This is a genomic window from Legionella sp. W05-934-2 (assembly GCF_964199965.1).
Classification (GTDB): Bacteria; Pseudomonadota; Gammaproteobacteria; order Legionellales; family Legionellaceae; genus JAFIFT01.
Map to the genome: position 1 here is coordinate 53,049 of NZ_CAXMZT010000015.1, position 13,110 is coordinate 66,158.

Here is a 13,110-nt window from a genome sequence, read left to right on the forward strand (position 1 = left end):
ATTTGAGGAAAATATGAGTAATCCAACACCACTCAATCCTAAAACCCAGGTCGAACAATTGCTCGACAAAGTCAAGGTGACGCATCAAGCAGTAAAACGGCAAATGTCCCTGGCAACGTCCGACCTGGAGGTATTGTATCACCTGAGCAATCAACAACTACTCACCAAAATTAATGCTATCCTGACAGACGAGCACGGTGAAAAACAGCAACATGCGCTTAAACAATTATTGAGTGACCGCTGGCAAGACATCAAAGGAACCTCACAGGCTTACTGCGCACAACCGCGCGATCCGTTGAATCAATTGTGTTACGCCTTAGCCTTGCATTTATCGCCCTTACCGGAAGACTTATCCGAATGCGATGATTGGACTGTTGGCGATGGCCCTTATTTTATCCTCATGCCCGATTTAAAAGCCTGCGAGGATATCGCATTAGGCACCAACATCCACCAATACCGCTTGCATGAATTTATTTTATCCGAAGACAGTCAGCGCTTTATCCCCATTTGTTCCACCATTGATTATTATTTTAAAAGCGATAGCAAAAAACCCATCCATATGGTGTTTACCGAAGAACAAATGTATGACAATAACGTGGATAAAAAAAGTGATCCGCTGCTGGATTCTGAAATTCAACAGTTAACGAATCACTCGGGAATGACTGTCCGATTAATGCAAAATATAGCCATATTCAAAGATCCAAAAAGCAATTTTTTTAGCCGCCTGAGTCAGTTTGCGAAGGGTTTATTTGCAGGGAGTTCTCATGGAGGAAAAGGCGAAACCTACAATGCTGCGGCGGAAGCCAATGAGGCAATTGTTGAATTTTTTGATTACTGGGATAGCTTACCCGAAGAATTAAGGCAGATATACCTCAAAAAAGTCCCAAATCTAGGGCCAATTTTACAACGAATTAAAGATCCCGTCGAAATTTCCAAGCAAGGGACCGACTATTGTATGGGGGTAACAGCGGGAGACCTTACGCATGAAATCAGCATTCATCAACAACACCTACAAACAGATGATTTCAATAGCTTACAAAAAGCGATAGAAACATTAACCACCGAATTAGAACAAGCTATCCAAAAGCCTAATTACACCTTAAATCCCGTAAAAACCGATCATAAACCGCTGGCTCGCCAAGTCATGGACATCCCAGTATTAGAACAACAAGCCTTGATCAGAAACCATTTGCATTTAGACTATCCAAACTTTCTTCTCTATGCCTTTGATCAGCAACCCAGTCTCATAAACAGTTTTGTCGATGGTTTTAAGCGCTCCAAGTTTAAAGGGGAATTACTGCAACAACGGGCTAGCAATGGCATGAGTGTGCTAATGATTGCCGCGCAAAGTTATCCCGATCTATTAGACACTTTATTAGAAGGCAGCTCCGAGTTAACGACCAGCCAGCTTAAAAACGAATTAATGTCAAAAACCGCGTCAGGCGATTCTCTGCCTTTGATCATCCTTCAAAGACGCCCTCAAGCCTTGCCAGCCTTATTTAAAGCCATCGAAAAACTGGATGAAGAAAGCCAATTAGAATTTATTAATCAATTGGATAAGAACCAATCGAGTTTGTTGATGATGGCGATGGAAAGCAATGCGGAAGCGTTTGCGCAATTATGTGGTTTAATTGGCAAATTCCCATCGCAATTAATTGCCGGTCTATTAGGACAAACCAATAGTGAAGGCGATACGTTGCTGATGATGGCGATGAGTCATTATCCCCAAGCAGTTACCCCATTAATGGTGTTATTCGGCAAGTGCACCCCAAATGCTCAAAAAAAATTAGTTGCCCCGATTAACAAACATGGCCTCAATTTGCCCTTTTTAGCGCTTGATTCCGAGCCAGGTGTCTTGAATACCATCCTACAGGTCGCTTATAGTTTACCCGCTTCTGAGTTTAAGTCCCTATTCACAACCTTAAGCCCATCCGGTGAATCATTTTTCTTAAAAGCCTGCCGCAGTCAACCAGCAAACTTTGATAAGGTGTTAACCTTACTTGATAACTTTCCTGATGAAGAAAAAAGTAGCCAATTTCTGCAGGTGGATAGTCAAGGAAATCATGCGCTTTTAGTTGCGATGTTACATCAATCAAAGCCCTCCTTAACCCTCGTTAATGCATTGAAAAAATTACCAACGCCCACGCTGAATCGTTTGTTAACAACGACCAATCGGGATGGCTTTTCACCATTAACATTAGCGTTGACCCAAAGGCCCGACTATTATGAATCCATCGTTTCTCTGATAAACGACCTATCAACGGATGAGCAAGCCGTCATCTGGCAACAAAAAAGTCCCAACAATTGGCATTTGCCCTTCTTGTCATCCATATATTCGCCAGAATATTTAACGTCCGTGATGAGTCATGTCAAAGCAAGCAGTCATTTCGAATCGCTTAATCAAACCGATGCAAGTGGCAATGGGATGCTAGCCTTTACCGCCAGCTTTCATCCAGAGCAATTACCGGAATTGTTAACGACTGTCAAAGGCATGTCGGTTGAAAAGCGCTATCAATTAGTTAGCAACACCAATGCGAATGGCGATAATTTAATTACTTGGGTTTTGCAACAAGATGCCAGTCGCCTGGATGAAATCATGCCATTAATGGCAGGTTTTAGCGTCGATCAGCAAGTGAAACTGCTTTGCCAGCGTAACCGTCAACAACAACATGCTTTAGGGATTGCTTATCAACAAGATGCGAAGCTATTGGATCAGTTACTAAAATCGCTCGATGGTCTAAATAGTGGGAAGCTAGACGACATCCTCGCGAAATTGCCAACGGCTATCTGGTTCGATTTTTTGAGTCTTGCCTGTGTCAATCAAACCACGTTTCTTGGCTTGTATAATAAATACAAGTTGCTACATCAAAGTAATCAAAATGCACTGGAAAGTAATCAAAATGCACTGGGCGAACTGTTAGCTTACAAAGATGCGAGTCATTCTAATTTATTCATGCTCATTCTTGAAAATAATCCTTCCTTGGTCAATCACATGATTTGCGAGGTCAAATCGATCCCAGACGAAAAAGTACAACGACAAATCATGTTGCAGAAAAATACGAGTGGCTTATCCGTGTTAGCGCTAGCGGAAAAATTCACACCAGACGATATCATCACCAAACTACAAATCTATCTAAAAAGTTTGGATAAAAAAAGCTCCAATCAGATGATATTACAAACATCAATGAAGATGCAATCTGCCGACGTGCTCATATCGTATGAGCTGTTGGAAAGTGCTAACGCACAGACCTTATTTAATAAATTAGGTGAACGGGATGGTTTGGGGAATAACCTACTTGGCCAAATCATTTTGCGAATGCCGCATCGTTTGCCAAGCATTATTAAAAAAATGAACCATCTGTTATCAACTGAACAGATTAGGCAGCTCTTAGCCCATCAAAATAACCAAGAGCTTAATTTATATTGGTTGGCGTTGGGGCAACCGCAATCGGCTTATTTATGCCAACAACTGCAAGAAGTCATCACACCCTATGACACCGAAAATCGAATGACCATGCTAGCACCACCTGCTGAACAATCCATGATCGAACGTGCTTTAAGCCATGGTAAAACGCCGTTTATCACCACGATGCGCTGGATAGAAACATTTTCACAAGAACAACGAAAAAGCATCATTGAAGACTTTTGGCAACACCCGTCCGAACAATTGAGACAGGCCATCGCTAATCGGGATTTCAATGTTTGCCAGCGCCTAATCAGTACGACGTTGACCATGCCGGTTAATGAGGTTGCAGCCCTAATGAGCCGCAATCGTCAAGCGATGATCGATGGGTTGACAAGTCAAGATAAACCGATACAAAGCCTATTTTCTCATTGGCTAAATAGGTTACCAGCCGATAGCCGTTTTGATGTGTTATCCCATTTATCCGCCGAGGTTATCCTATCCCTCTTAAATGACGAGCAAATGAGCTTGATTGATACCCTACCCTTGGAAAATCAAGCATCACTCTTTTGTCTTCAAGATTCAGTTGGGCAGAATGTTTTGGTGAAAGCGATTTCTGACAATAAGCCTTGCCAACAAAAACTCATCAATCGCCTAATCCAATTGACGCCTAATCAACAAGGAACCATTTTTCAAGCCAATAACGCTTCGACACCCCTATTAAATACCCTAGCTAAGCACAATATCCCGTTATTGGTGACCTGTCTTGCCCAGTTAGGTCAATTGCCAAGCCAAACACAATTAGCAATCCTTAGTCAAAAAGATAGCGAGCAAAAAACGCTGCTGGATTGTTTAGAAAGCTCGCCCGATCTATATGAATCCCTCTTATCCTTTTATGATAATTTGTGCTTGTCCGATCAAATTCACCTATTTGCCCAAAAAGCAGGACCCAATGATAATGGTCTATTGTCGAGAGTTCCTCAAGCTTATCGAAAACGCTTATTTGAGCGGTTTAAATCCTTCCCCCAAAGCGCACAAATTGAAATTTTATTGACTATTAACGATAACAACCGATTGGGTTTGAAATCGTTTATGCAACAATCGCCTTCACTGCAGTTTGAATTGCTCGCTATCATCGAATCCTTTCCAAAACATATTCAAGGGGGGCTTTGTGTGGGTGAAGAGGAAACGAGTGATAGCTTGATTCACTGGATGTTACATAGTGACAATGAGGCACTTAAAAAAAGGGCTATCCAGTTACTCGGTGGATTAACAAAAACGGATATTACCACGTTGTTAAAACAAAAAGATCCAAGAAATGGCAATCATTTACTACAAACATTAGCCCAACAGTCCCCTCAATTATTTGATCAAGCGTTTTCAGTTTTTATGAGCTTGCCCGTGGACAGCCAAGTTGAGATTTTAGAACTGCAAAATGCGAGTAACTTCAGCTTATTTGCGGATTTAGTCAATTTAAAACGCTATGATCAATTTGAAATGCTATGCCAAACCATATCAACACTACCCAATGCCGACAAAGTACGACTGTTATCTCGTTCGGGAATCGTACCCATTGAAGCAACAACCCTTTGGGTGAGCGTGTTTTATGGCGCGCCACAAAGCAATCATTTTATTGCCTTGATGAACAATAAAGCGTTTTATCAGCCGATGTTTCAATTACTACAGACCTTACCCGCTGAACATCAAATTACAATCCTGACTAATCGAAGCCAACCCGGAAAATCCGTCATTGATGAAATTGTCGAGCCCGAACAGTCAAAACTGCGGCTGGTCATTAAACAAGCCCAAGCCTTGGTTGAAGCCAAACAATTATTAAATACCATGGCCGCCACCCTCCGCAACGAAGACGTGCACACGGTTGAATTTAACCTACATCAATCCTTATTGCAGCGATTAGACGACTACCAAAATACCTACCATAAAAGCATGCAGCATATCCATGATCTAGCCAATGGCTGGGCAAAAGACATTGCAGAGGCTTGGCCACAAATGGATGATAAAATGACCTATGCCAATGCCCTGGTTGGTTTATTAAAATTAGCCGCCTGTTTATTGATGCCGGTGTATGGTGCTTATAAACTGTATGAAAAAGTCACAACCAATCGACATGTCTTATTCCAAACAGACCGCGAAGCGACTGTTTATCGGTTAGAAGATCTAGCAAAAGCCGTTAAGCAATCGGCTGAAGGTCAGCTGGCAATGAGTTAGGGTGAGGGCTTTTCAGCATCCAAATTATTTTCCGAATTCATCGCTTTCACCTTTTCAGAAAATAAGCGAATTTGATTATAATCGCTCGATTGAAAAACCGGCTCTAATTGGAAAACAGTAGCAATCCAGTTGACTGCTTGCATAAAGCTACGGGCTAAAATATTCCACTCTGAAAAATTTTGCAATGGGCTTTTTTGTGCTGCTTTCTGCGCTTGCGCACATCGGTCAATAAACCCCTTTACATCAATTGTCCCTTCAACGACCCAGTCAGCTCTTGCTTCTCGGATTCTATCGGTAAAATCTTTCAATGCGCTTGCTCTTAGCTTGTCCTTGCTCTCGAGATTGACTCTTAAAATGTCTAATTGCAGCATGCAATCGTCAAAACCAATTTTGTCTAACAGCTCTTGTGGAGATAATTTCTTAAGATGTGGCAGCGTATCAACTCCTTTAGACGAAGTCGATTTCGGAGTTGGCACTACATCAGGGATCGGTGACGGCGTCGTAACCGGTTTACTTGGTGGGATATCAGTGTGAGTCGTTGCCTTTTGTTGCTGGAGGTATTCTTGATACAACTGTTGTGCAGCGGGAAAATTAATATCCCCCGTTTGCCAAGATGAGTGAGCATTTATCCGATACAATACTCCTTTTAATTGACCGTTCGGATAGAAATGCAACTGTAAGTCCGCCCCACGGCGCCGCTCGACAACCCGATGCTGACGAGCATTATCAAACCAAGTGTTTAAAGGTGTGCTGCCTGTTGAAGTGGCGGATGAAGTTGACGACTTCGAAGGGATATAGTGATTGTTCTTATGGATAACATCAATTCCTTTGTCTAGATTATCATGCGCGATTAAATGAGCATGGGTTCGTTGAAGTTGTTCATAAGTCCACTTTGGGTTTGGAATGGGGAGCTGATAGTGAGGATTTTTTGCTAATACATACTCATTACCCAGTTCTAAAATGATTTCTCCGAGCATATTTTTACCCAGTCCATTTTCTCCTGAAGCCCAGTTCATATCAAATCGACTCACTTCGATGGGCAGGATGCCTTGCTCTGCCATATCCATTGCTAATTGTTTTAAATCCGCATGTTGTTCGAGTTTCATGCGAATAACATCTTTCATGAATTGCCGGGTAAACGGTTCTGGTGGATTTTTGCTGTAATCCAGCCCACCCTGAGGGTTATGCATTGAATGGTAGTCAGAATCACTCCATCTATCCAATGTAAGCATATCCGTACCTAATTGAGACGCCAACCAGTTTTTGATGGGGTCAAAATCATCTCTTGGTAGGAATGTCTTTCCATTTTTTGGCTTTACAATTTCGATGGCATGTAACGCTTGATCGATTACACCTTGCATTGGATGATTTGCGGCATATTTAGTTTTTAGGCGTAAAAACTTTTGTGCATGGAATGCTTGTTCAGACGAGGGCCAATGGAAAATATAGGCTAGACCATTCACACTAACCTGTTGAGTGATAGCATGTGTTTCCAGGGGTGAGGTATTGACAAGCGGCCCATAGGGCTTTTTGCCAAAATGTTTAAAAGGAGCGACTTTTACGCCACTGACAACAATAAATGGTAAGGGATTTGCCATTCGTTTTCTCAACTTTTTACCAATATATTCAGATTATAACTCAAAACTCTTAAGATTTTATTACGCGCAAACGTTCACGAATTAATTGTCCGGTACAAAGAGAAAGCCCCTAATTATTGCACTGGATAATAAATCCTTAATGATTCCTTGTTATAATCAAGCATGACAAAAGCAACTTGTTGAAATGCTACTGTGCAGACAATTATTATTAAAAATCCGAAATTAGCGACATCTCTCTCAGTTGATTGTGAGGATGAAACGGTAGAAATGATAGCCAAAGTCATTGAGCTCGCTTGTGCATCTAACTACTTTGTTTTAAAACTCGCCCAATTTTCCCAAACCCAAAATGCCCGCGTGAGCTTTACGGCCAACGATAAGGGTATCCCTTTACAAGGTCTATGGATTCCAAAACAGTCGATGATTTGGATTAATCATATGTTGCCCCTTGATAAGTTAGTCCAGACATTGGTTTTTGAACTTTGCAATGCTACCAATGACGAATTAACTAGCGAAAAAATTCATTTTTGCAATTTTAATAATGGGAAGGGATATGCAAATTTCATAGAAAAAGCGGAGCACCAATCATTTCTCGAGTCTTGTCGCATCTACTTGGAGCTAATAAGCAAATATCCAACGTTACTTACTCCCAGTCAAAAAGATTTGCAGGATTTTCAGCAACTCGCTGATGAAACAAGTTACCTGGAGTTTGTCAAGCAAAATGGCCATTATCAGTTCTATATTAACGCCTATGAGCAATGGGCGAAAAAAAATCACCCCCTGAAAAGTATGGCATTTTTTACAAAATCAGAAACGCCTATTCAAGATTTGGGACATATCATTACCTATTACAGAAATCGCTAATACAGGACTTGGAAGAAGGGTCAAATCCTATACACTAACTATCTGGAAACCTTTTAAATTCTACCTTGTTTAGACTATAATTTATTTGTATTTATTATTCCATCTGTCAATTATTTTAGGTTAATCATCATGCCAAAAAGCAAAAAAATGGCCTCTTGGCCTCCCCATACCCAATCCCGAATTTATTGGTATAGTGATGAAGAAAAAGTCCCTGAAAATTTGAAAGGCGGCGCACTACCAAGTCAATCCTACGTTGACGAGTTACATAAAAAAGACCAATCCGAACAAACGAAACGCCTGAAGTCAACGAGAATTTTTACCAATCTACCCGAGGCTTTTTTTGATTCATACCTAACTGTTCAAACAAGCGATACTCCATTCATGTTCCCTAAGCTTGGAGAAAATAAAAATATCACGATTCGTGAGTGCTTAAAAAAACATGACGAATTTGCAAATGCCAGTGGACGGTTGCACCCCAGTCGCTGGCAACAGCTTGGCTGGACATCCCAAAAAGCCTACGACAGTTGGCTTGACTCAAGCATGTTATTTGCATTTTCGCACTGCAATCACTATTGTACCGTTGACAGAATTTTCGACGCGGACGAGGCCAGAAACGAAACAGATAGCCCAACCTTCCATTTCAAACAAACGCCTACCGATGCACCCCATAAGAAGACAAATATATACAGTGTAACAGGCTTTGAATATCGCGGATTTAAAACTACCCCTTCATCATCCATTGAGTCAACCCTTCCTGATGTCAAAGCACATTCCAAGATCACCATTCAGCAGATTTTGCTCGCTGCTAAACAAACTGATACCACCGATATTGTTTTAATACCTTTTGGCATGGGTGTATTTATCAAAGGGTTAAAACAAGAAGGCCAGATAAAAGAAGCGATGATCCAAGGCATGCAACAAGCTCTTAGTGAATACGACGGACCGCCTGTGAAAATCCAATGTTGCGGTTCGCCGGAGTATTTTAGACAATTGGCTCAAGCGAAAAATGCCAACATTCGAATTATCGATCGTTGTGGCGAAGATGCCTATACGGTCGCTAATGATATCCAAGATCGCGGTGATGAATTGGGTGAAATTGAAGACAATGACAATGAAAGAACACTAAAATCCATGCTCATTAATGCCGGCGATAATGATTGGACGGCACTCTTAGATCCCACAAAAACGCCAGGCCAATATTATAAAGGACATACGTTATATTTCAGCACATCCGATGAGTATTATGCCCTCGTAACGGACTTTGCCTATTACTCCATTCAAAATTTAAAACGCTTATTTGGCGATTTGCTGGAAGCCAAAAAGATTACCCAACTCGGCAATTTAGAAAACCGTTATCAACCTGATTTAAGTAAGTCAGGGCTATTTGCCACATCACCGATTCAAGCGAATGCTGATTTTGTGAACTATTTTGGCATCCATCAACAACTCGGTTTGTTTAATGAATATCTTAATAAACGCGCAGAAAAGTATGCTGTCAAAGACTTTTTTAGCAACCTCATTGCCTTCGTTTTAGGGTGTTTCGGTTATCAAACCGATCAAGCCTTACGTGAAAGCTATATTCATGATCTACAAAAGCAATCACAAACCTACTTTAACAATTCTGCCGATAGACACGAAAAAGAGCAATTAGAGGCAAAAATCAAACATGGGTTAACGCATTTTCCCCCTCGCAGCCAACCTGGAAAGCAAGGGTATGATGATAGTTTGCACGCATTGCTTACCCAGTTTAAAAGATCGATTGAGCAACCTGATCCTTCACTATCAAAACAACCTTAATGAGGCTGACAAATAATCAATCAAAATAATTGCGGGAAAGTGTTTAATTCATTTTTCCTTATCAAAAGTATATTTATTTTTGATAATTCTGTTATAATGTTGTTCATTATATCAACGCCGCCTCGCATCGCATCCATAGGTTTATTATGTTAGAAAACACGTCCCGCTCTCTGTCTTTTTCAGAGTTGAATTTATCGTCTTTATTATTAGACACCTTGAAAGAAATTGACTACCATCAGCCTTCTCCTATTCAAGAAAAGACCATTCCAATGCTTCTTGAAGGCCATGATGTCATTGCGCAAGCGCAAACAGGAACCGGTAAAACCGCTGCTTTTGCACTCCCTTTGTTGGAAAAGTTAAACCGAAAAATCGATGCTCCGCAAATATTGATCCTTGCGCCCACACGTGAGCTCGCCCAACAAGTGGCGGATAATATTAAGCAATATAGTAAACGCATGAAAGGCATTAACATTGCCAGTATCTGCGGTGGCCAGTCTTATCGCGATCAATTAAAGCAGCTTAAAGCAGGTGCTCAAATTGTTGTTGGCACGCCCGGCAGAATCATGGATCATATGGACCGCGGAACGTTAATCTTGAATAACTTACAAGCGTTTGTGCTCGATGAAGCCGATGAAATGCTCCGCATGGGATTTATTGAAGATGTGGAGTGGATATTAGCGAAACTGCCTGAAAAGCGGCAAATGGCTTTATTTTCAGCAACAATGCCCGCTCGGATCCGCGCGATTGCTGGACAATACCTGGTGAATCCAAAGACCATTTCGATTCAATCTAAAACAGCCACTGTGAGCCAAACCCACCAGCAATTCTTATTTGCGAATATGAATCAAAAAAATGATGCCCTGCTAAGATTATTGAGCATTGAAAAAACAGAAGGCGTCATTGTGTTTGTGAGAACAAAACAACTCACCGAAGAAGTGAGTCGATTTTTAGTCGAAAATGATTTCAAATCCAAGGCAATCCATGGCGATATTAGTCAGAACCTTCGCAATGAAGCAGTGGATGATTTAAAGTCGGGACGTATCGATATTTTAGTCGCAACCGATGTTGCTGCGCGGGGCTTGGATATTGATCGCATTAGCCATGTGATTAATTATGACATTCCCTTTGATGCAGAAACCTATGTTCATCGTATCGGCCGTACTGGCCGTGCTGGCCGTTCTGGTAAAGCAATTTTATTTGTCACTCCTAAAGAATCCAGAATGCTAAATACGATTGAACGAACGACCAAGCAAAAAATTGAAAAAATACAGGTGCCCGATGATCAGGCAGTCAAAGTTGCCCAGATGGATCGATTAAAAGCGCAAATCAAAAGCCGTCTGATTAACAAAAATACTGACTATTTTAAATCCGTGATCCAAGACTTAATCGATGAATGCGACTGTTCTCCCATTGATATGGCAGCGGTGATCGCATCAATGATTTGGAAAGAGCCCAAATCAAAATCGAAAGCTAAATCTAACAAACCAAAGCAAGAACAAACCATTAGCCACGATAGACCAAAAAGACATGCCGATAACCCAAAAAGGCATAACGAAAACCCCAAAAAGCAAAAAAAACAAGCTGAAGCCTTAAACATGGAAGTGTATCGTGTTGAAGTGGGTAAAATACATGGTGCCAAGGCAGGTCAAATTGTCGGTGCCATTGCCAATGAAGCGGGGCTTGAGGGAAAACACATCCATGATTTAGTCATTCACGAAGACTACTCAACCGTTTCTCTGCCCGAAGGAATGCCAGCAGGTATTTTTAAAGACTTGCGCAACGCTTATGTTTGCGGGAAAAAACTGAATATTTCGCGTTGTTAGCAGTTATCACATCCTGTATGACACCTTCGGCCTGAGTAATTCTGACGTTATTTATTCAAGATAAAATTTAGAAATCCAAAGAAAGCCCCCTCGCCCCTGAGGGATCCCCTCAGGGCTGAGGGATCCCCTCATAATATTTCCCTCCGATCAGCTAAACAAAAAAAGCGAATTTTTTGTAAAGCGTTGTCTATGTCGTTAGAAGTTATTAGAAGTTGCTTTTTTATGATTCTACACCCTAGATAAAAAAGAGAAAGAACGCGCCTATGCTTGTAAGTATTGGCTTGAAACTGGTATTGCCATTGATTTTCCTCTGCTATCCAACCTAATAGATAAAGAATAAATGAAGCAAGCATTGCAATCATAAGTAATACTTGAATGCGTCTAATTTTAGTAGAGTAAGCATGCTCAAAGCTAAAGCCAAATTGAGACGATTTTAAATCACGGAACCCTTCTTCAATTTCCATTCTGGAGGCATAGATATTAATAATGAGGCGGGGTAGTCTCTTCATTGAGGCAACGATTAACCAGGGCTCATTTGCTGATTTAGAATGCTCTATATCCTTTTTATAATGACTCTTCTTTTTTAATTTATTGAGGCTGACCCTATATTTTTTAGGAAGTTTAATTAAATAAAAATGGGTTGTTATTGGTTGGGTGGTTGTCAATTGTCCTTCACCTAAATAGCGAGCTGTTGCAGTTGCTTGCATTTCACTCTCCTTATAACTAATCCAGGTTTTTTTCTCATGAATTCGAAACTTTTTTGTTCCTCTTACTCGCCCTATATAATCCCACCCTATAGCTCTAACTGAGTGAAACCATGGTTTACAAAACCCTGCATCCGTTATAACGATGGGACGGCACGTGTCAGGCAATAGGTTCTTTATTTTTTTTAAAAACCGTTGGTGAACAGCTGGGTTATTTTCCAATCTTTTTGGAAAAACCTCTTCATAAAGCGTCAGTGCACGCCCTTTAGCTACTAGCGCGGCTCTCAATATATAACAGGTGGTATTTGGTACATGACTCCAATCCACTATAATTTGAGGCCTCGAATTAGTCCCAACAGTCAACTGTGTCACTTGCCTATAGATGGAATAGCGTTCTGCCCATAAGTGGGCATTACTTAAAAATCGATCGCTGCATTTTATGTTGTTTTTTTCCTGTGCTTTATTTTCTATTGAGCGGCCAAGCTGAGTGACAGAGAGTTTCTTTTCTTTTAATAGCCCAGTTATTAAGCGCTCAAGAGTAGATAATCTCTTTAAATGCATGACAGGACGTAGTAATTCATGTAAAAATTCAGGGGCGTGCATAGCATCTCTCTTCAAAATTATCGGCAAAATAAATTTGATCATAAATGTTTATGCACGTCCAATCTTTCTATAATTATGTGGGGATACCTCAG

Annotated in this window: 6 protein-coding genes; 4 read left to right on the forward strand and 2 right to left on the reverse strand. The window is 40.9% G+C overall.

Going from position 1 to position 13,110, the window contains the following annotated elements:
• The first annotated feature begins 13 nt into the window (after nucleotides 1–13).
• Nucleotides 14–5,632, forward strand: coding sequence for a hypothetical protein (locus tag AB3348_RS14175; protein WP_367608267.1), 5,619 nt, complete (start codon nucleotides 14–16; stop codon nucleotides 5,630–5,632).
• Here the strand turns inward: AB3348_RS14175 and AB3348_RS14180 are convergent.
• On the reverse strand, nucleotides 5,629–7,230 hold the full coding sequence (locus tag AB3348_RS14180; protein ID WP_367608268.1) for a hypothetical protein: 1,602 nt from the start codon (nucleotides 7,228–7,230) through the stop codon (nucleotides 5,629–5,631). The two genes, AB3348_RS14175 and AB3348_RS14180, sit on opposite strands and share 4 nt — an antisense overlap.
• Nucleotides 7,231–7,422: 192 nt before the next feature.
• On the opposite strand from AB3348_RS14180, the gene AB3348_RS14185 reads away from it, so the two are divergent.
• From AB3348_RS14185 to AB3348_RS14195, 3 genes are all read left to right on the forward strand, one after another.
• Entirely contained in the window at nucleotides 7,423–8,091 is a 669-nt protein-coding gene (locus tag AB3348_RS14185) for a hypothetical protein (protein ID WP_367608269.1), read from the forward strand.
• A 129-nt stretch (nucleotides 8,092–8,220) separates the two neighbouring features.
• Nucleotides 8,221–9,888 (forward strand): hypothetical protein, encoded by a 1,668-nt coding sequence (locus AB3348_RS14190; protein ID WP_367608270.1) that lies wholly within the window; start codon nucleotides 8,221–8,223, stop codon nucleotides 9,886–9,888.
• A gap of 146 nt (nucleotides 9,889–10,034) precedes the next feature.
• A complete protein-coding gene (locus AB3348_RS14195; protein WP_367608271.1) occupies nucleotides 10,035–11,711 on the forward strand; it encodes a DEAD/DEAH box helicase in 1,677 nt (558 codons plus the stop codon).
• A gap of 128 nt (nucleotides 11,712–11,839) precedes the next feature.
• Here AB3348_RS14195 and AB3348_RS14200 read toward each other — a convergent pair whose 3' ends face one another.
• The gene (locus AB3348_RS14200; RefSeq protein WP_367608272.1) at nucleotides 11,840–13,060 is read right to left on the reverse strand and encodes an IS4 family transposase; all 1,221 of its coding nucleotides are present in this window, start codon (nucleotides 13,058–13,060) and stop codon (nucleotides 11,840–11,842) included.
• Nucleotides 13,061–13,110: the final 50 nt, after the last annotated feature.